The 20075-nt window shown below is 72.3% G+C and carries 15 protein-coding genes; 7 read left to right on the top strand and 8 right to left on the bottom strand.

Translation table 11 applies throughout. The features are described 5' to 3' along the window. The first annotated feature begins 37 nt into the window (after positions 1–37). A complete protein-coding gene (locus ACFRIC_RS24290) occupies positions 38–2899 on the top strand; it encodes a DEAD/DEAH box helicase (RefSeq protein WP_382789156.1) in 2862 nt (953 codons plus the stop codon). A gap of 43 nt (positions 2900–2942) precedes the next feature. Here the strand turns inward: ACFRIC_RS24290 and atzF are convergent, their stop codons facing one another. The 4 genes from atzF to ACFRIC_RS24270 all read right to left on the bottom strand — a co-directional run bounded on the left by atzF (position 2943) and on the right by ACFRIC_RS24270 (position 9615). Beyond that, positions 2943–4607: an allophanate hydrolase gene (gene atzF, locus ACFRIC_RS24285; RefSeq protein WP_382789154.1), complete on the bottom strand. Its 1665-nt coding sequence runs from the start codon at positions 4605–4607 to the stop codon at positions 2943–2945. A 63-nt stretch (positions 4608–4670) separates the two neighbouring features. Beyond that, positions 4671–8198 carry a 5-oxoprolinase/urea amidolyase family protein gene (locus ACFRIC_RS24280; protein ID WP_382789150.1) on the bottom strand — a complete coding sequence of 1176 codons (3528 nt, stop codon included), beginning with the start codon at positions 8196–8198 and terminating at the stop codon, positions 4671–4673. Continuing rightward, a complete protein-coding gene (locus ACFRIC_RS24275) occupies positions 8195–8794 on the bottom strand; it encodes an urea amidolyase associated protein UAAP2 (RefSeq protein WP_382789148.1) in 600 nt (199 codons plus the stop codon). Before ACFRIC_RS24275 ends, ACFRIC_RS24280 begins: the two co-directional genes overlap by 4 nt. Then, on the bottom strand, positions 8791–9615 hold the full coding sequence (locus ACFRIC_RS24270; RefSeq protein ID WP_382789145.1) for an urea amidolyase associated protein UAAP1: 825 nt from the start codon (positions 9613–9615) through the stop codon (positions 8791–8793). Before ACFRIC_RS24270 ends, ACFRIC_RS24275 begins: the two co-directional genes overlap by 4 nt. A 213-nt stretch (positions 9616–9828) precedes the next feature. Here ACFRIC_RS24270 and ACFRIC_RS24265 point away from each other — a divergent pair, with 213 nt between their 5' ends. From ACFRIC_RS24265 to ACFRIC_RS24240, 6 genes are all read left to right on the top strand, one after another. After that, positions 9829–10455, top strand: coding sequence for a helix-turn-helix domain-containing protein (locus ACFRIC_RS24265; protein WP_355770996.1), 627 nt, complete (start codon positions 9829–9831; stop codon positions 10453–10455). A gap of 337 nt (positions 10456–10792) precedes the next feature. After that, complete coding sequence (locus tag ACFRIC_RS24260; RefSeq protein WP_382789142.1) at positions 10793–12379, top strand: sensor histidine kinase; 1587 nt, start codon at positions 10793–10795, stop codon at positions 12377–12379. Further along, positions 12376–12783 carry a roadblock/LC7 domain-containing protein gene (locus tag ACFRIC_RS24255; protein WP_382789139.1) on the top strand — a complete coding sequence of 136 codons (408 nt, stop codon included), beginning with the start codon at positions 12376–12378 and terminating at the stop codon, positions 12781–12783. Before ACFRIC_RS24260 ends, ACFRIC_RS24255 begins: the two co-directional genes overlap by 4 nt. After that, positions 12780–13235 (top strand): DUF742 domain-containing protein, encoded by a 456-nt coding sequence (locus tag ACFRIC_RS24250; protein WP_382789137.1) that lies wholly within the window; start codon positions 12780–12782, stop codon positions 13233–13235. The genes ACFRIC_RS24255 and ACFRIC_RS24250 overlap by 4 nt, the downstream gene beginning before the upstream one ends. Beyond that, positions 13216–13836, top strand: coding sequence for an ATP/GTP-binding protein (locus ACFRIC_RS24245; RefSeq protein ID WP_382789134.1), 621 nt, complete (start codon positions 13216–13218; stop codon positions 13834–13836). The genes ACFRIC_RS24250 and ACFRIC_RS24245 overlap by 20 nt, the downstream gene beginning before the upstream one ends. 75 nt (positions 13837–13911) lie before the next feature. Then, complete coding sequence (locus ACFRIC_RS24240; protein ID WP_382789131.1) at positions 13912–15399, top strand: cytochrome P450; 1488 nt, start codon at positions 13912–13914, stop codon at positions 15397–15399. On the opposite strand, the gene ACFRIC_RS24235 is transcribed toward ACFRIC_RS24240, so the two are convergent. The 4 genes from ACFRIC_RS24235 to ACFRIC_RS24220 form a co-directional block, all read right to left on the bottom strand. Continuing rightward, on the bottom strand, positions 15393–16352 hold the full coding sequence (locus ACFRIC_RS24235) for an RluA family pseudouridine synthase (RefSeq protein WP_382789128.1): 960 nt from the start codon (positions 16350–16352) through the stop codon (positions 15393–15395). The genes ACFRIC_RS24240 and ACFRIC_RS24235 overlap by 7 nt on opposite strands. Positions 16353–16356: 4 nt before the next feature. Beyond that, on the bottom strand, positions 16357–17907 hold the full coding sequence (locus ACFRIC_RS24230) for an amino acid permease (RefSeq protein WP_382789125.1): 1551 nt from the start codon (positions 17905–17907) through the stop codon (positions 16357–16359). Positions 17908–18163: 256 nt separating this feature from the next. Further along, on the bottom strand, positions 18164–19003 hold the full coding sequence (locus ACFRIC_RS24225) for a siderophore-interacting protein (RefSeq protein WP_382789123.1): 840 nt from the start codon (positions 19001–19003) through the stop codon (positions 18164–18166). Positions 19004–19103: 100 nt separating this feature from the next. After that, positions 19104–20042 (bottom strand): 5'-3' exonuclease H3TH domain-containing protein, encoded by a 939-nt coding sequence (locus ACFRIC_RS24220; protein WP_382789612.1) that lies wholly within the window; start codon positions 20040–20042, stop codon positions 19104–19106. Between the last annotated feature and the right edge of the window lie 33 nt (positions 20043–20075).

The raw sequence follows: 20075 nt of genomic DNA, 5'->3' as shown, positions 1-20075 counted from the left end.
GCGGGGATCCGGGGTTTCACAGCCGCTTATCCGGATAATGATCGTCCTTGTGTCAGTGCCTCCCGGTAGTCTCGAAAGCACGATGACAGAGGACCTCTCACCGGCCGAGCGGTATGCGGCAGCACGCAGGCGCGCTGCCGAGCAGGCCACCGCGCTCGCCTCCTTCCGCGAGATGTACGACTTCGGCCTCGACCCCTTCCAGATCGAGGCCTGCCAGGCGCTCGAAGCGGGCAAGGGTGTGCTGGTGGCCGCGCCCACCGGCTCGGGCAAGACGATCGTCGGCGAGTTCGCCGTCCACCTCGCCCTCCAGCAGGGCAAGAAGTGCTTCTACACCACGCCGATCAAGGCGCTCTCCAACCAGAAGTACGCCGACCTGTGCCGCCGCTACGGCGCGGACAAGGTCGGCCTGCTCACCGGCGACAACAGCGTCAACTCCGAGGCACCGGTGGTCGTCATGACCACCGAGGTCCTGCGGAACATGCTGTACGCGGGCTCGCAGACCCTTCTCGGCCTCGGCTACGTGGTGATGGACGAGGTGCATTACCTCTCCGACCGCTTCCGTGGCGCCGTCTGGGAGGAAGTGATCATCCACCTCCCCGAGTCGGTGACCCTGGTGTCGCTCTCGGCGACGGTGTCGAACGCCGAGGAGTTCGGCGACTGGCTGGACACCGTGCGCGGCGACACCCAGGTGATCGTCTCCGAGCACCGGCCCGTCCCGCTGTTCCAGCACGTGCTGGCCGGGCGGCGGATGTACGACCTCTTCGAGGAGGGCGAGGGCCAGCGCAAGGCCGTCAACCCCGACCTCACGCGCATGGCGCGCATGGAGGCGAGCCGTCCCTCGTACCAGGACCGCAGACGCGGCCGCGCGATGCGCGAGGCCGACCGGGAGCGTGAGCGCAGACAGCGTTCGCGGATCTGGACGCCGGGCCGGCCCGAGGTCATCGAGCGGCTCGACGCCGAAGGGCTGCTGCCCGCCATCACGTTCATCTTCAGCCGCGCGGCCTGCGAGGCCGCCGTGCAGCAGTGCCTGTACGCGGGTCTGCGGCTGAACGACGACGCGGCGCGCGCCCGGGTGCGTGAACTCGTCGAGGAGCGCACCGCCTCCATCCCGGACGAGGACCTGCACGTCCTCGGCTACTTCGAGTGGCTGGAGGGTCTGGAGCGCGGCATCGCCGCCCACCACGCGGGCATGCTGCCCACGTTCAAGGAGGTCGTCGAGGAACTCTTCGTGCGCGGCCTCGTCAAGGCCGTCTTCGCGACGGAGACGCTCGCGCTGGGCATCAACATGCCGGCCCGCTCGGTGGTGCTGGAAAAGCTCGTCAAGTGGAACGGCGAGCAGCACGCCGACATCACCCCCGGTGAGTACACCCAGCTCACGGGCCGGGCCGGCCGCCGCGGTATCGATGTCGAGGGTCACGCGGTCGTGCTGTGGCAGCGCGGCTTCAGCCCCGAGCACCTCGCGGGACTCGCGGGCACCCGCACCTATCCGCTGCGCTCCAGCTTCAAGCCCTCGTACAACATGGCGGTGAACCTGGTCGAGCAGTTCGGCCGGCACCGCTCGCGCGAGCTGCTGGAGACGTCGTTCGCGCAGTTCCAGGCCGACAAGTCGGTCGTCGGGATCTCTCGGCAGGTGCAGCGCAACGAGGAGGGCCTCGAAGGCTACAAGGAGTCGATGACCTGCCATCTCGGGGACTTCGACGCGTACATGGGGCTGCGCCGCGAGCTGAAGGACCGTGAGACCGAGCTGGCGCGGCAGGGGATGTCCGAGCGCCGTGCCGAGGCGGCCGTCGCCCTGGAGAAGCTCAAGCCGGGTGACGTCATCCATGTGCCGACCGGCAAGTACGCGGGACTGGCGCTGGTGCTCGATCCCGGGCTGCCCGCGGGCCGGTCGAACGGCCACCGCGGGTTCGAGCAGCACGACGGGCCGCGTCCGTTGGTGCTCACCGCCGAGCGCCAGGTGAAGCGGCTGGCGTCGATGGACTTCCCGGTGCCGGTCGAGGCGCTCGACCGGATGCGGATCCCCAAGTCCTTCAACCCCCGTTCGCCGCAGTCCCGCAGAGACCTCGCCTCGGCGCTGCGCACGAAGGCCGGGCACATCGTCCCGGACCGGCACCGCAAGCGGCGCTCCGAGGCCGCCGACGACCGTGAGATCGCCCGGCTGCGCACGGCGATCCGCGCGCACCCCTGCCACGGCTGCAACGACCGCGAGGACCACGCCCGTTGGGCCGAGCGGTATCACCGGCTCAAGCGCGACACCTCGCAGCTCGAGCGCCGCATCGAGGGCCGGACGAACACCATCGCCCGTACCTTCGACCGGATCGTGGCCCTGCTCACCGAGCTGGACTATCTGCGCGGCGACGAGGTCACCGAGCACGGCAAGCGGCTCGCCCGGCTGTACGGCGAACTCGACCTGCTGGCCAGCGAATGCCTGCGCGCCGGCGTCTGGGACGGGCTCTCCCCGGCCGAACTGGCCGCCTGCGTCTCGGCGTTGGTGTACGAGTCCCGGGTCGCCGACGACGCGATGGCGCCGAAGGTGCCGTCCGGCAAGGCCAAGGCCGCCCTCGGCGAGATGGTGCGCATCTGGGGCCGGCTGGACGCGCTGGAGGAGGACTTCCGGATCAACCAGACGGAGGGTGTGGGCCAGCGCGAGCCGGACCTCGGCTTCGCCTGGGCCGCCCACGAGTGGGCGTCGGGCAAGGGCCTGGACGAGGTGCTGCGCGAGGCCGAGATGCCCGCCGGTGACTTCGTGCGCTGGTGCAAGCAGGTCATCGACGTCCTCGGCCAGATCGCGGCCGCGGCGCCCGTCTCGGGCGGCGAGAGGTCGACGGTCGCGAAGAACGCCCGTAAGGCGGTCGAGGCCCTGCTGCGCGGGGTCGTGGCCTACTCGTCGGTCGGCTGACCGACGGCGGTCCGCACCCCGCGCCCGTCGCGGCGGGGTGCGGTCAGCGGGCCTGCCGGCCGTCCAGGTAGGCGCGCCAGCCGCCGTGGCGGGTGATGTCCGGCGCGCCGTCCAGCGCGCCCGGTTCGCAGAGGAAGCCGGGTACGTGGGTGCCGTCGGCGAGTTCGACGCTGCCCAGGGCCATCGGGCGGGGGAGCGTGGCCAGCAGCCGTCCCAGGCCGTCGGCGGGCAGGCTCCACACCTCGGCCTCGACGGCGGCGCCGCCCGCGCCGACATGGACGAGTCCCGGCTTGGGCGGAGTGGTCGCCAGGGCGTGCAGACGGTAGACGGCGGCGGTGGTCGTCGTACGTTCCAGGCGGGCGCCCAGGGAGAGCAACTGCGGGTTCAGCGGCAGGCCGGACAGATGCGCTCCCACCACGGCGAGGCGGGTCGGCGGTTCCAGGAGGCGGGCGATCCGGGCGAGGCGTTCGTCGGTGAACGCCGGGCCGATCAGCATCACCCCGAAGGGATGTCCCGCGGGTGTCCGACCGGCCGGGACGGCGACCGCCGCCAGGTCGAACAGGTTCGTCGAGTTGGTGAAGCGGCCCAGACGGGCGTTGGCGCCCAGGGGGTCGGTGGCGACCTCGGCGAGGGTGGGATGGCCGGGGGTGGTCGGCAGGAGCAGCGCGTCGGCGTCGGCCAGTTCCGCCAGGGCACGGGCGCGCAGGGAGGCCAGCCGCTCCTGGTCCGCGTAGAGCTGGTGGGCCGGGACGTCCCGCGCGCGGGTGATGATCCCGGCGACGGTCGGGTCGAGCCCGGCACCCCCCTCGGAGATCTGCTTGTCGACAAAGCTCCCCACCGCGGTGTAGCGCTCGGCGACGAACGCGCCCTCGTAGAGCATCGCGGCGGCCTCGGTGAACGGGGCGAGGTCGAGGGTGCGCACGTCCGCACCCGCCGCGACGAGCGAGCGCACCGCCGCCTCGTAGGCCTCCGCCCAGCCCTCGTCCAGTTCGCCGAGCTGTGCCGTCGGCGGGACGGCGACGCGCCACGGGCCGGGCGCGCGCTGTGCCAGGGGCGGCAGTTCGCGTCCGGAGGGGGACGTGAGGTGGGCGAGGGCCTGCTCGGCCTCCGGGAGGGTGCGGGCGAACACGGTCACGCAGTCCAGGGAGGCGCAGGCCGGGACGACGCCGGTGGCCGGCACCAGGCCGCGGGTCGGCTTGAGGCCGACGACGCCGTTGAAGGCGGCGGGCACGCGGCCCGAGCCGGCGGTGTCCGTGCCGAGCGCCAGGTCGGCGATGCCGAGGGCCACCGCCACGGCCGATCCCGAGCTGGAGCCGCCGCTGATCCTTTCCGGGTCCAGGGCTCCCCGGACGGCGCCGTACGGGGAGCGGGTGCCGACCAGGCCGGTGGCGAACTGGTCCATGTTGGTGGTGCCGAGCACGAGGGCTCCGGCCGCCCGGAGGCGGGCGACCGCGGGGGCGTCGGCCTCGGGGGTGTAGGCGTAGGCCGGGCAGCCGGCGGTGGTGGGCAGGCCGGCCACGTCGATGTTGCCCTTCACGGCGAGGAGCCGGCCGGCGAGCGGGAGGCGCTCTCCGGCGGCGACCCGCTCGTCCACGGCACGGGCCTCGCGCTCGGCCTCCGCCCGGGGGCGCAGGTCGATCCAGATCTCGGGGCGGTCCACGGCCTCGATACGGGCGTACGCCAGGCGGACTCGGGTGAGGACGGACATCGCAGCTCCTGGTGACGGAGGTCGTGAGCGGGCGGAGAGGGGGCGATCGGGCGGGGCCGGCGGTCAGGGGGCCGACGGTTCCGGGGGCGCGAGCACGAGCAGGGCCGTGCCCGCCTCCACCTGGGCGCCCGGCCGGGTGAGGATCCGCTGGACCACGCCGTCGATCGGCGCGGGGACCCGTGACTCCATCTTCATCGCCTCCAGCGCGAGCAGCGGCTGCCCCGCCGTGACCTGGTCGCCCGGGGCCACGTTGAGCTGCCACACCGACGCGGCGAACTCGGCCTCGATCAGCCGGCCGCCCGCCGGGACGCTCACCTCGACGGCCGGCGCGGGGGCGCTCTGCGCCGCCTCGGCACGCGTGAACTCGCCCGCCGCCTCCCAGGCGTCCCGCTCGGCGGAGAACGCGTCGCCCTGCCGGGACCGGAACTCCGCGATGGACCCGGCGTTCTCGGCGAGGAAGGCCTCGTACGCGGCGAGCGAGAAGGTGCCCTCCTCGACGCGCGGCACGAAGCGGCCGGAGATGATGTCGGCCCGCAGTTCGAGGAGTTCGTCGGCCTCCACCGGGTACCACTTGATCCGGTCGAAGAAGCGCAGCAGCCAGGGCGAGCCCTGCTCGAACGCGCCGCGCTGCTGCCAGGGCGACCACACCTGGGTCGTACGGCCGACGAACTGGTAGCCGCCAGGGCCCTCCATGCCGTAGACGCACAGGTAGGCGCCGCCGATCCCGACCGAGTTCTCGGCGGTCCAGGTGCGGGCCGGGTTGTACTTCGTGGTGACCAGGCGGTGCCGCGGGTCGAGCGGGGTGGCGACCGGGGCACCGAGGTAGACGTCGCCGAGGCCGAGGACGAGGTACTCGGCGTCGAAGACGGTGCGGTACACGTCGTCCACGGAGTCCAGGCCGTTGACGCGGCGGATGAACTCGATGTTCCACGGGCACCAGGGGGCGTCGTCGCGGACGCCGGCCATGTAGCGGGCGATGGCCTCGCGCGTGGCCGGGTCGTCCCAGGACAGCGGGAGATGGACGGTGCGGGAGGGGACGACGAGCCGGTCGCTCGGGGGGAGGGCGCGAACGGTGCGCCGTACGGTGTCCAGGAGTTCGCGCTGGGGGAGCCGGCGCGGGTCGGTCTGGATCTGGAGCGAGCGGATGCCCGGGGTCAGATCGGTGACACCGTCGAGACCGGCCGCCGTGACCGCCTCCATCAGCGCGTGGACCCGCATGCGCAACGCGAGGTCCAGTTGCATGGGGCCGAATTCGACGAGCAGGTTGTCGTCGCCGCTGCGGCGGTACGTCACGTCGCCGTCCCGGGCGAGCACCCCGCCGTCGACGATCGCGGGCCGCGCGGAGCCGTCGTCGGCCAGCGGCGCGAAGCGCACGGTGTCGCCGGGGCGGAGCTGGCCGAGCTTCCAGCGTTCCGTGCTGACGACGGTCGCCGGGCACACGAAGCCGCCCAGGGAGGGGCCGTCCGGGCCGAGCAGCACCGGCATGTCGCCGGTGTAGTCGACGGCCCCGACCGAGTAGGGGGTGTCGTGGATGTTGGAGGGGTGCAGGCCGGCCTCGCCGCCGTCGGTGCGGGCCCAGCGGGGCTTGGGGCCGACGAGCCGCACGCCGGTGCGGGCCGAGTTGAAGTGGACCTTCCAGTCGGCGGCGTAGAAGTCGTGGATGTCGTCCTCGGTGAAGAACTCCGGCGCGGCGTGCGGTCCTTCGAGGGCCCCGATCCGCCACGCGGCGGTGAAGCCGGGGCGTTCGGCGGGCGGCACGGGTGTCCCGCGTCCGGTGACCGTGCCGCCGTGCAGGACGTCACCGGTCCGCAGGGTCCGGCCGCCGTGGCCGCCGAACCGGCCGAGGGTGAACGTGGCGGCGCTGCCGAGGAAGGCGGGCACGTCCAGGCCGCCGCCCGCGAACAGGACGTAGGTGCGCAGACCGTGGCCGGTGGGCGCCCCCACCTCCAGCACCGCTCCGGCCGGGACGGTCACCGGCTCCCACTGGGGGGCGGGCGACCCGTCCACGGTCACCGGCGCGGGTGCGCCCGTGACGCAGACCGTCGTGGCGTGGGTGAACCTCAACGCCGGTCCCTGCAAGGTGCATTCGAGTCCGGGCGCGCCCTCGGGGTTGCCGAGCGCGCGGTTGCCGAGCCGGAAGGAGAGGTCGTCCATCGGTCCGCACGGCGGCACCCCGACCTGCCAGTAGCCGGTGCGGCCGGGCCAGTCCTGCACGGTGGTGAGCGTGCCGCCGGACACGACCTCGACACGTGGGGTGGGATCGCTCACTCCGGCGAGCGTGGCGGTGGAGTGCTCCGCCTCCCGGAAGGCCGGTTCGGCGAGCGCGGCCCGCACCAGGCCGAGGTTGGTCTCGATGCCGTCCACGCGGGTCGCGGCCAGTGCCTCGTCGAGGCGTTCCAGGGCCTCGGCCCGGTCCGCCCCGTACGCGATGACCTTCGCGAGCATCGGGTCGTAGGAGGTGGTCACCTCGGTGCCGGTCTCGACCCAGCCGTCGACGCGGACCCCGCCGGGGAACGCCACCCGGGTCAACAGGCCCGCGCTGGGGCGGTGTTCGCGCGAGGGGTCCTCGGCGTACAGCCGGGCCTCGACGGCGTGTCCGCGCGGTGCGCCCGGTTCCCGTACGACATCGGACTCGCCCCGGGCCAGCCGCAGCATCCAGGCGACCAGGTCGACGCCGTAGATCTCCTCGGTGACCGGGTGTTCGACCTGGAGGCGGGTGTTGACCTCCAGGAAGTACGCCTCCTCGCGGGCGGCGTCGTAGACGAACTCGACGGTTCCGGCCGAGCGGTAGCCGACCGAGGCGCACAACTCGCGGGCGGCGGAGGCGAGCCGGTCGCGGACGGGGGCGGGCAGGCCGGGAGCGGGTGCCTCCTCCAGGACCTTCTGGTTGCGGCGCTGGAGCGAGCAGTCGCGGTCGCCGAAGGTCACGACACGGCCCCGGCCGTCGCCGAAGACCTGCACCTCGACATGGCGGGCGTGCTCCACCAGGCGCTCCAGGAACACCCCGGCCGAGGAGAAGGAGGCCGCCGCGACGCGCTGCACCCGGTCCCAGGCCTCCGACAGTTCCCCGGCGGACCGACATGCCGACATACCGATTCCGCCGCCACCGCCGGTGGCCTTGAGCATGACGGGGTAGCCGATGCGGGCGGCCGCCTCCAGGGCCTCGGGCAGGCCGGGGAGCAGTCCCGTGCCCGGTGCCAGTGGCACCCCGGCGGCCTCGGCCGCGGCCCGCGCCGTGTGCTTGGCGCCGAACAGTTCGAGCTGCTCCGGCGTGGGCCCGACGAACACGATCCCGGCGTCCTCGCAGCGGCGGGCGAACGCCGCGTCCTCGGACAGGAAGCCGTATCCGGGGTGGACGGCCCCTGCCCCGGTGTCCTTGGCGGCCTTCAGGACCAGGTCCGCGTCGAGGTAGGACTCCTTGGCGGGGGCGGGGCCGAGGCGTACGGCCTGGTCGGCGAGGCGGACATGGGGTGCGGCGCGGTCGGCGTCGGAGTACACGGCGACGGTGCGCAGGCCCAGTTCGCGGGCCGTGCGGATGATGCGGACGGCTATCTCGCCGCGGTTGGCGACCAGGAGGGTGTCGAAGCTCATGCGGAGGCCCCGATCGTCATCGCGACCGCGGTCGGCTCGAAGCCGTTGCACGGGTTGTTGATCTGGGGGCAGTTGGAGACGAGCACGATCACGTCGCGGTCGGCGCGCAGGGTCAGCCTGCGCCCCGGGGCGGAGAGGCCGTCGACGATGCCGAGGGTGCCGTCCTTCTCGACGGGCACGTTCATGTACCAGTTGATGTTCGACACGAGGTCGCGCTTGCCGAGGCCGTAACGGGAGCCCTCCGCGAGGAAGTTGTCCACGCAGGCGTGCTGGGCCCAGGTGTGGTGCCCGTAGCGCAGGGTGTTCGACTCCTTGGAGCAGGCGCCGCCGACCGTGTCGTGCCGGCCGACCTCGTCCTCGGTGACGGTCATCAGCGCGGTGTGCTCGTTCGACATCAGCACACTGCCCGTGGTCAGGAAGATGTTCCCCTGGGCCTGGATGGTGTCGGGCGCGCTGTAGCGGACGGCGGTGTCCGCGGCGTCGTACACGAGGAAGTCGACGGCCTGGTTGCCGTGCAGGTCGGTGACGGTGAGCGTCTGGCCGGCGCGCAGGAGCGCGGACCAGGCGGCGCGGGCCGGGACGGTGGCGTGTGTCATGCGAGCCCCCTCGTGGCAAGGAATTCGGCGGTGTTGAGAAAGGCGCGGCGGCCCTCGGGGGTGGCCTCCCACAGCGGGTCGCCCGCCGTGGTCGGCCGGGCGCGCCAGGCCAGCACCTCCAGGGGGGTGCTCGTGTAGGCGGGGCGCGGGTCGGCCGGGTGCGGCACGTTCGCGATCAGCACGGTGACGTCCTGCTCGGCGCGCAGGGTGACGGCGGCGCCGGGTCCGGCCGAGCCGGTGAAATCGACCGAGCCGTCGTCGCGTACCTCCACCCCCTGGAAGAGGGAGAGCGAGGGCGGCAGATCGCGGGGCGTGAGCCCGTTCTTGGCGGCGGCCAGCTTGAACAGCTCGCGGCCGGCCGGGGACGCGGACTGCGGGGTCCCGTCCCCGTAGCGCTCGGTGTTGCGTACGAGCGTGGAGGTGCCGCACAGGGCGTCGTGCCGGCCGGAGGTGTCGGCGACCAGAGACGCGAGCACCCGGCCCTGGTCGGAGAGGAGCAGCCGCCCCGCGCCCAGGTAGGCGTTCCACTGGACCTTGACGGTGTCGGCGACGTTCAGGCGCTCCCACGGCCGGTCCGCGACGTACAGCAGAAGGTGGGCGCAGGCGTCGCCGGCCAGGTCGGTCAGGCGCAGTTCGGTGCCCCGAGCCAGCACCTTGTGCGTGTAGTTGCCGCCCGCCACGGTCTCGGCCCACACGAGCGGGCCCGCCTCGGGCGGCGGGGCCGGCCAGTCGTGCGCGGGGACCACGGGCATCGCCTCGGCGCGGGTTCCCTGCTGGGCGCGGGCGTGATCGCGTGCTCCGTGCGTGGTCGCTGTCGCCATCGCGGGTCCTCCGGCTCTTCGGTCATTTCTGTCGCGCGACAGAAATTAGGCGCGGGGTGGGTCGCGGCCGTGTCCCGTGTGTTGCCGGGCGGTTACCTGTCCCTCACGTGGGCCGCGCCGCCGCCGAGGGGCCGCGCGCGCCGCGGCCCGGTGTCCGCCGTGCGCCTCGCGGCGCCCCGCCCGGGGCGCGTCGGGTGTGCGAGGATCGAACGCATGGGAACGGGTGGCGGACGCAGGGTCGGCAGGCCCCGGGCCGCGCAGCGGCCGGACAGCGGGCTGTCGCCGCGCGCCGAACTGCTGGACGCGGCCGCCGAGTTGTTCACGACGCGCGGATACGCGGCCACCACCACCCGGGCCGTCGCCGAGCGGGCGGGCATGCGCCAGGCGTCCATGTACCACTACGTCACCGGCAAGGAGGAGTTGCTCGCCGAGCTCCTGGAGTCCACGGTCACCCCCTCCCTGGCGTACGCCCGTGAACTCCTCGCCGACGACACGGCGTCCGCGGAGGGCCGGCTGTGGGAGCTGTGCCGTACCGACGTGGAGGTGCTCTGCGGGGGGCCGCACAATCTCGGCGGCCTCTATCTGCTGCCCGAGGTGCGCACCGAACGCTTCGCCGGCTTCCACGCCGTTCGGGCCGAACTCAAGGACACCTACCGCCAGTTGCTCGCCGCCACCGCGGCCGGAGGCGCGCTGGCCAAGAGTGAGCTCGATCTGCGGACGGATCTGCTGTTCGGGCTGATCGAGGGCGTCATCCTCGTGCACCGCTCCGATCCGCAGCGCCCGGTGTCCGCCTTCGCCGAGGCCACGGCGGACGCGGCGCTGCGCATCGCCGGGGTCTGATCCCTCACCGCCTCACCGCCTCACCGCCTCACCCACGCACCCACTCGTGGCCACACCGTTCGCATGCCCGTGCGTCCTCACGCAGCGTGTGCGAACGGGGGCACAGCGTGTAAATGGGGCTGAGGGTACTCCAGTCTTATGGGCGGTTTCAGGTGCTTGCTGAATATGACACAGCGTTGATCCGGTCGGACTAAGCTCGCCCGCGGCGCACCGAGTTGAGGCTTATTCGTGCGCTTGTTCCCAAAAGTTCCGAAGATCTGGTTTGACCCATGCCGATCTATGCCGATTCCCCCACAAACCTCCCCCACCCCCAGCCGACTTGTCTCAGAGGGCATACATGGTGAGTGTTCAATCGCCTCCCGGTGACAGTGAACTTCCCTACGCGCGCGTGCTGTTGCTGCCGGCCGTGCTGATGGCGGTGGCGACCGGCGCCGCCGTCGCCGTCGTGACCGAGCCGGCCCGGGGCGCGGTGGCCCTGTGCGGCGGCTTCGCCACGCTGCTGGTCATCGCGATCGGCGGCGAAGCCGTCCGCCGCGGCCGCGTCACCCGCGAACTGCGGGCCGACTTCGCGCGCCGCACCGCCTCCCTGGAACAGCGCCTCGCCGCGCACGATCAGGAGATCGTGCACTTCACCAGGGAAGTCCTGCCGTACGCGATCGACCGGCTGCACGAAGGGATCTCCCCGTCGGAGGTCATGCGCACCCTGGGCCGCGACCACCCGGAGTTCGGCGAGATCCCCGCGTCCCGGAAGGACCTGCTGAAGAAGCTGCTCAAGGTCATCGACGCCGAGGAGTCGATGCGCGACGCGGCCCAGCGCTCCTTCGTCAACATCGCCCGGCGCGTCCAGGCCATCGTCCACCAGCAGAACAACGAACTCCGCGAGATGGAGGAGGACCACGGGCGCAACCCAGAGGTCTTCGACGACCTGCTGCGCATCGACCACGGCACCGCGCTGATCGGCCGGCTCGCCGACTCCATCGCCGTGCTCGGCGGCGGCCGCCCCGGACGCCAGTGGCCCGAACCCGTACCGCTGTTCAGCGTCCTGCGCGGCGCGATGTCACGCATCCTGGAGTACCGGCGCATCGAGCTGCACAACATCGTCGACATCGCCGTCAACGGCGTCTCCGTCGAACCGCTCATCCACGCCCTGGCCGAGCTCCTGGACAACGCCACCCGGTACTCACCGCCCCACACCAAGGTGCACGTCACCGCGATCGAGGTGCAGACCGGCATCGCCATCGAGATCGAGGACGGCGGCGTCAGCCTCAGCGACGAGGCCCGCGGCAAGATCGAGGAGATGCTCCGGCTGGCCGCGGCGGGCGTCGACCCGAACACCATGGGGCAGGCGCCCCGGCTCGGGATGGCCGTCGTCGGACGACTCGCGCAGATGTACAACATGCAGATCTCGCTGCGGCAGTCCGCGTACGGCGGTGTCCGCGCCGTCCTCGTCGCACCGCGTGCCATGCTCACCACCGACTTCGCCCCCGGACTCGCGCACGGCATCGGGGCCAGCTCCGTGGCCGGCATCGACAACGGCGGCGTCGAGGGCCCCGCGCGCAAACCCAAGAAGCGCAAGCCGACCACCGGCCCCCGCATCCCCTCGTCCAGCGGCGCCCCCCTCGAGGACGACGTCCCGGTCGTCACGGAGTGGACGCCGAACGGTCTGCCGCAGCGCCGCAGCCGCATGAAGGTCCCGCTCAGCCAGCGGTACGCCGAGGCCCGCGCGGAACAGGAGGCCGCGGAGGCCGCGGAGGCCGCCGCCTCCTGGCAGCCCGACCCCGCGCCGCAGGAGACGGAGCCCGAACCGGGACTGTGGGTCGAGGCGTTCATGAACGGGCTCAAGGGTGACCCGGACCCGACCGCATTCAGCACGGACAGCCGGCCGGGCCCGGCCCAGGCCGACGACGAGGGGGACCTCAAGTGATCCAGCAGCGAGCCAACTTCGACTGGATGCTCAAGGAACTCGCCGACGGGGTGCCCGGCATCCAGCAGATCGTGGTGCTCTCCGCCGACGGACTGCGCATCGCCCGCTACGGCGGCGACCCGGACGCGGCCGACCGGGTCGCCGCGGCCTGCGCGGGCCTGCAGAGCCTCGCGGGAGCCGTCGCGAGCGAGATCCCCAAGAGCGACGGCCGGATGCGGATGGTCATCATCGAGATCAACGGCGGCTACTTCTACCTGATGTCGGCGGGAGCCAACGCCTACCTCGCCGTCCTCGCCAACCAGACCGCGGAACCCGGGCTGATGAGCAACCGCATGCGCGACCTCGTCGTCCGCATCGGCGCCCATCTCACCAGTCCGCCGCGCCGCAACGGGCAGACCGTATGAGCCCTCCGCAACGCCGACGGCGCCAGTCCAGGGAGCGGCCCCCCGAACCCCCCGCGCCCCCCACCCCCCTCACGGGCCCGGACGGCACCGCGGGGGAGGGGGAGGAGGGCCAGGGCGAACCGAAGGCTCCGGAACGCCTGTACGTCCTGACCGGCGGCGGTGAGGGCGGCGACCGGGCCGAGGTCGACCTGGTCACGCTGGTCGTCGCCCGTCCGGTCACCCCGCCGCCCGCGACCCAGCCGGAGCAGTCGGCGCTGCTGCGGCTGTGCAGAACCCCCCTGTCCGTGGCCGAGATCTCGGCCTATCTCAATCTGCCGTTCAGCGTGGTGACCGTCCTGCTCACCGAGCTGCTGGCGGCCGAACTGGTGCAGGCGCGCGCCCCGATCGTCCGTCAGGCGCTCCCCGACCGTTCCCTCCTCGAAGCGGTGATGCATGGACTTCAAAAGCTCTGACACCGTCACGGGCCCTCGCGCCGAGGACCACCTCCCGCACACGGCGCAGGCGGCGGTGAAGATCGTGATCGTGGGCGGCTTCGGAGTCGGCAAGACGACCATGGTGGGCTCCGTCAGCGAGATCAAGCCGCTGACGACCGAGGAGACCATGACGCAGGCCGGCATCGGCGTCGACGACAACTACGGGTCCGAGACCAAGACCGCCACCACCGTGGCCATGGACTTCGGCCGGATCTCGATCACGGACCAGCTCGTGCTCTACCTGTTCGGCACGCCGGGCCAGGAACGCTTCTGGTTCCTGTGGAACGGCCTGTTCGAGGGGGCGCTCGGCGCGGTCGTCCTGATCGACACCCGCCGCCTGGAGGTCAGCTTCGACGTCATCGGCCGCCTGGAGGAGCGCGGCGTGCCGTTCGTCGTCGCGGTCAACGACTTCCCCGACGCGCCCCGGTACCCGGTCGAGGACCTTCGGACCGCGCTCGATCTCGCCGAGGAGATCCCGATCGTGCGCTGCGACGCCCGCCGCAGGGCGTCCAGCCGGGACACCCTCATGACCCTGATGCGCTTCCTGCATTCCCTCGCGACGACGTCGGCGCGCCGCTGAAAGCCGTACGGTGAAACGGCATCCGTACGTCAACTGCCTATCCACAGAACGTACTTGAGCTTCGGAGCGATCATTGTGACGACCGAATCCCATTCCCCGGCCGGTACGGAAGAACCCGCGTTCGGCCCCCCGCCCGGCTGCCCCGCCCACGCGATGGGCCCCGGCGTCGGTCCGGGCGGACTGCGCCGCCTGTACGGGCCCGAGGCGGAGGACCTGGGCGCGCTCTACGAGAAGCTGCGGGCCGAACACGGCGCCGTCGCACCCGTGTTGCTGCACAACGACGTACCCATCTGGGTGGTCCTCGGCCATGCCGAGAACCTGCACATGGTCAGCACGCCCGCGCACTACGCCCGCGACAGCCGGCTGTGGACCGCCGTCCAGGACGGCACGGCGGGAGCGGACCACCCGCTCGCCCCCCACATCGCCTGGCAGCCCATCTGCTCCCACGCCGAGGGCGACGAACACCTCCGACTGCGCGGCGCCGTCACCGGCGCCATGTCCACCATCGACTTCCGCAGCCTGCGCCGCTACATCAACCGCGCGACCCAGCGCCTGGTCAACGCGTTCTGCCCGCTCGGCAAGGCCGATCTGGTCGGGCAGTTCGCCGAGCATCTGCCGATGTCCGTGCTCTGCGAGATCATCGGCATGCCCGAGGACTACAACGACCGCATGGTGCACGCCACCCGTGACCTGCTCAAGGGCACCGACACCGCCATCGCCAGCAACGAGTACGTCATGGGCGTGCTGACCCAGCACACGCTGCGGCGCCGCGCCGAGCCCGAGGACGACTTCACCAGCCATCTCATCAACCACCCGGCCCGGCTCACCGACGACGAGGTGGCCCAGCATCTGCGGCTCGTCCTGCTCGCCGCCTACGAGGCCACCGCCAACCTCATCGCCAACGTGCTGCGCATGCTGCTCACCGACCCGCGCTTCCGCGCCCAGCTCAACGGCGGGCAGATGACCGTGCCCGAGGCGGTCGAGCAGTCCCTGTGGAACGAGCCGCCGTTCAGCGCCGTCCTCGGCTACTTCGCCAAGCAGGAGACCGAGCTGGGCGGCCAGCGCATCCGCAAGGGCGACGGACTGCTCTTCGGGATCGCGCCCGGCAACGTCGACCCCCGCATCCGTCCCGACCTGGCCGCGAGCATGCAGGGCAACCGCTCCCACCTCGCCTTCGGCGGCGGTCCGCACGAGTGCCCGGGACAGGACATCGGCCGTGCCATCGCCGATGTCGGCGTCGACGCCCTGCTGTTGCGCCTGCCCGACGTCGAACTCGACTGCGACGAGAGTGAACTGCGCTGGCGCAGCACCATGTCCTCGCGCCACCTCGTCGATCTGCCCGTGCGCTTCGAGCCCAAGCCGACACAGGAGGTCACCCAGCGGCCGTCCGTGCGCGCCCTGCCCACCCCGCGGGCCGCCTGGCAGGTGACCACCGAGGACGCCGCCGCGCCGGTCGCGCCCGCACCGCTGCCCAAGGCCCCCGAGCAGGCCCCGTCCGCTCCCGCGTCCGCCGCCCGGCCCGGCGCCTGGCAGCGGCTCCTGCGCTGGTGGCGCGGTTACTGATCCCCGGTGTCCCGGCCCGACCAGGTGTCGTACGCGGTCCACGCCTCCAGCGTCCGCCCGCTGACGAACCGATGGGCCCGGCCGGTGACCGGATCGGTGAACTCCAGCGCCCGCGCCAGCAGTTGCAGCGGACGCCGGAAGTCACCGGCCGGCACCGGCCCGGTCACCACCGGGTACAGCGGGTCGCCCAGGATCGGTACGCCCAACGCGCTCATGTGCACCCGGAGCTGATGGGTCTGTCCGGTGCGCGGGGTCAGCCGGTACCGCCCGAGACCGTCGCGGTGCTCGACGAGGTCGATCCCGGTGACCGCGTTCGGCTCGCCCGCCACCTCCTGGGCGGCCATCACCCCGCGCTCCTTGAGGATGCGGCTGCTGACCGTGCGCGGCAGGCCCAGAGCGGAGTCGTACGGCGCCACGGCCTCGTACTCCTTGCCGACCAGCCGGTCGCGGAACAGCGACTGGTACGCGCCGCGCTCCTGGGGCCGTACGGTGAACAGCACGAGCCCCGCGGTCAGCCGGTCGAGCCGGTGCGCCGCGCCCAGTTCCGGCAGTTCCAGCTCCCGGCGCAGCCGGGCGAGTGCGGTCTCGGCGACATGGCTGCCACGTGGTGTGGTGGCCAGGAAGTGCGGTTTGTCGGCGACCACGATGTGCTCGTCGCGGTACACGACGTCGAGCGGGAACGGCACCCGCTCCTCGTGCGGCAGTTCTCGGTGGAACCACAGGAACAGCCCCGGGGCGTAGGACTCCTCGGCCGTCAGCGGCCGTCCGTCCGCGAGGACGATCAGCCCCTCGCCGATCATCGCGTCGATGACCCCGTCGCCCGCCGCGAGCCGTTCCACCAGATACGCCCGCGCCGTGGCCCAGCTCCCCTCGCGCGGCAGTCTGATCCGCACGGGGTCGACCCCGTGGCGCTGCGGGAGGGGAGCGGGCGGGATCCGGGGCTTGCGTCTCACCCGGTCAAGCGTACGAGGCCTCGGCGGCCTCGGGCGTCGCTGCCTTCGCCGACCGCGCCTCGAACGCCCGGTAGGCGGTGCCCACCACCAGCGTCACGCCGAGGAACAGCAGGGTGAACCAGCGGAAGTACCAGTGCCCGCCCGCCGGGTCGTACACCGCGGCCCGCGGCCACGCCAGGTTGACCGCCATGAAGAGCCCGTAGGCGAGGGCGAGCGCGTTGACGGGGACGCCCCAGCGGCCCAGCGAGAAGAGCGGGGCGCCCGTCTCGTCGGTGCCCTCCGTCGTGAAGCGCCCGCGCAGCCGGCGCACCAGCAGAGGGCCGGTGACCATCGCGTAGGCGAGGTACAGCATCACGATGCAGGTGGTCCCGATCGCCAGGAACGCGTCCGGGGAGGCGAAGTTCAGGAGCAGCAGGGCCGTCGCGAGGACGCCGACGACCAGGGCGGGCGCGACCGGCATGCCGGTGCGCGCGTCGACCTTCGCGAGCCGGGCGGAGAAGGGGAGGCGGCCGTCGCGGGCCATCGAGAAGAGCATGCGGCCCGCCGCGGTCTGGATGGCGAGGGTCGCCACCGCGATGGCCACCACGACGTCGGCGAGCAGCGCCCGGCCGACCCCGTCGCCGAGACTGCTGGTCAGGACGTAGCTCAGTCCGTCGACGCCGAGCCGGCCGTCGGTCAGGCTCGGGGCGGCGAGCAGCCCGCCGAGCACGATCAGCCCGCCGAGCAGTCCGGCCGCGCCGAGCGCGGTGAGGATCGTTCGGGGGGCGGTACGCCTCGGGTGGTGGGTCTCCTCGCTCATCTCTCCGGCGCTGTCGAAGCCGATCATGACGTACGCGGCCATGAACGAGCCCACCATCAGCGCCCCGAACAGGCCGGTGCCGCCGCTGCCGGTGTGGAAGGTGATGCCGGGGGAGCGCTCGGAGTGGGTGAACAGCAGCACGATGATCAGGACCGCGCCGATGATCTCGGCGGTGACGCCGATCCGGTTGACCGCGGACATCACCCGGTTGTCGAGGACGTTGACCAACGTGGTCAGGACGAGCAGGACGGCGCCCAGGACGGCCGCGTTGGCGGCGCCGTCGGGGCTGGTCGGGGCCGGGTCGTCGCCGATGAGCTGGAATCCCGGCCAGATCGCGGGCAGGACCATCTGCAGCGCGAGCGCCGCCGCGGCGACCACGACGATCTGTCCGATCACCATGATCCAGCCGGCGAACCAGCCGAAGGAGGGGTTCGACAGACGCGAGGACCACTGGTAGATCGCGCCGGAGATCGGATAGCGCGCGGCGAGTTCCGCGAAGCAGGCGGCGACGGCGAGCTGTCCGGCGAACACGGCCGGCCAGGTCCAGAAGAAGACCGGGCCGCCGAAGGAGTATCCGAAGGCGAAGAACTGGAAGACCGTGGTGAGGACGGAGATGAAGGAGAACCCGGCGGCGAACGAGGCGTACCGGCCGAGGCTGCGGTGCAGTTCCTGGCGGTAGCCGAACTCGGTCAGGGAGCGGTCGTCGGGCGAAGCGGGCGGATCGGGCCGTACGTCGGAGGGGGCTGTGGTGGTCACGGCGGCACCTGCCTTCGGCGCGAAGGGTGAGCGGGAAGGGCGAACAGGATTCCTGTCGGGTGACAGAAATTAGGGAGCCCCTGTTTCCCCCGCGTGACGCGCCCGTATCGACGACGGACCCAATCCCTCACGCCTCCGCCGCCGGGTCTCCGGGCCCCGCCGCTCGTGCCGGTGGCCGTACCCCCGCATACGCCAGGAGGCGGACCCGCGTCCTGCGGGTCCGCCTCCTGAGGCGTACGGGGTGGGAGGGCCGGTGTCAGGCGGCCGGTGCCTCCTGCTCCGCCTCCACCTGGGCGTTCCACTCACGCTTCGCGGCCTGCCAGCCGTCCTCGTTGTGGCCCAGGCGCCAGTAGCCGGAGATGGACAGGTCCTCGCGCGGGATCGCGCGCTCGACGCGCAGCAGCGCGCGCAGCTCCTTCACGAAGCCGGCCTCGCCGTGCACGAAGGCGTGCACCCGGCCCTCCGGGAACTCCAAGGCGCGTACGGCCTCCACCAGGGCCGCGCCGACGGGCCGGTCGCCGCGGTGCAGCCAGACGATCTCCGCGTCGGAGTCGATCTTCTGCTCCTCCTCGGGCCCGGAGACCTCGACGAACGCGCGGACGGTGGCGGCGTCGGGCAGCGACTCCAGCGCGGCGGCGATCGCGGGCAGCGCGCTCTCGTCACCGGCGAGCAGGTGCCAGTCGGCGGTCGTGTCGGGCGCGTAGGCGCCACCGGGGCCCATGAAACGGACGAGGTCGCCCGGCCGTGCCCGAAGGGCCCAGGGGCCGGCGAGCCCCTCGTCCCCGTGCACCACGAAGTCCAGGGTCAGTTCACGCGTCTCGGCGTCCCAGGCGCGCACGGTGTACGTCCGCGTCACCGGCCACTGCTCGCGCGGGAACTCCTCGCGGACGCGGTCCAGGTCGAAGGGCTCGGGGTAGGTGACCCCCGGGGGACCGAAGAGCAGCTTCACATAGTGGTCGGTCCTGCCGCCCGTGGCGAAGTCCGTCAGGGCGTCGCCTCCGAGGACCACCCGCTGCATGTGGGGCGTCAGCCGCTCGGTCCGCAGCACCTTCGCGGAGTGGGGCTTCCGGGGCTTGCGTTCCGGGCGCTCTGCCATGACTGCCTCCTGCTCGAATGGTTAGGCTTACCTAAGTTAGCATTCCTTCCTCTGTGACACCTATGCACGAAGGGGTATCCGTCGGGTCAAAAGTGTTCCGCTAAGCCTGCAGGGTCACGAGCAGGCGGTGCAACGAGCCCCCCAGACCCCAGCGCGCCGCCAGTTCCTCCAGCGCGGCGGGATCGCGCGGCGCGTGCGGCAGCGCGGTGTCCACCTCCGGCAGCGGCACGTCCCCGGCCACCTTGACGACCGTCGGCGCCACCGCGACGTACGGCCGCGACTCGTCGAGCCGCTTGCGCTGCGACGGCGTCAGCTTCGCCTTGGGGTCGTCGACCGCCGCCATGATGCCGGCCAGGTCCCCGAACTCGGCGAGCAGCTTGGCGGCCGTCTTCTCCCCGATGCCGGGCACCCCGGGCAGCCCGTCGCTCGGGTCGCCGCGCAGCAGCGCCAGATCCGCGTACCCGGGACCGTCGACCCCGTACTTCTCGCGCAGCCACGCCTCGTCGGTGAGCTGGAGCGTGCCGACACCCTTCAGGGGATACAGCACCCGCACCCCCCGCGCGTCGTCCACGAGCTGGTACAGGTCGCGGTCGCCGGTGACGATGTCCACCGGGCCGCCGGCGCGGCCGGTGAACGTGCCGATCACGTCGTCCGCCTCGTACCCGGCGACGCCCACGCGCGCGATGCCCAGCGCGTCCAGGACCTCCTCGATGACCGGCACCTGCGGGGAGAGTGTGTCCGGCACCTCCTCCTCGTCCGGGCCGGTCTCCGTCTCCACGGCGACCCGGTGCGCCTTGTACGACGGGATCAGGTCGACCCGCCACTGCGGACGCCAGTCCGCGTCCATGCAGGCCACCAGATCGTCCGGACGGTGGTCCTTGACCAGGCGGTCGATGAACTCCAGCAGTCCGCGCACCGCGTTCACGGGGGTGCCGTCCGGGGCCTTCACGGATTCCGGGACGCCGAAATAGGCGCGGAAGTACAGCGAGGCGGTGTCGAGGAGCATCAGTCGTCGCGTCTGCAGAGTCACGCTCCGCATCATGCCGTACGCCACTGACAGTGACCTGGACCA

This window comes from Streptomyces sp. NPDC056738 (genome assembly GCF_042790435.1).
Taxonomy (GTDB): domain Bacteria; phylum Actinomycetota; class Actinomycetes; order Streptomycetales; family Streptomycetaceae; genus Streptomyces.
The sequence above is the reverse complement of the archived record's forward strand: the minus strand, read 5'-3'. Positions and strand labels throughout refer to the sequence as shown.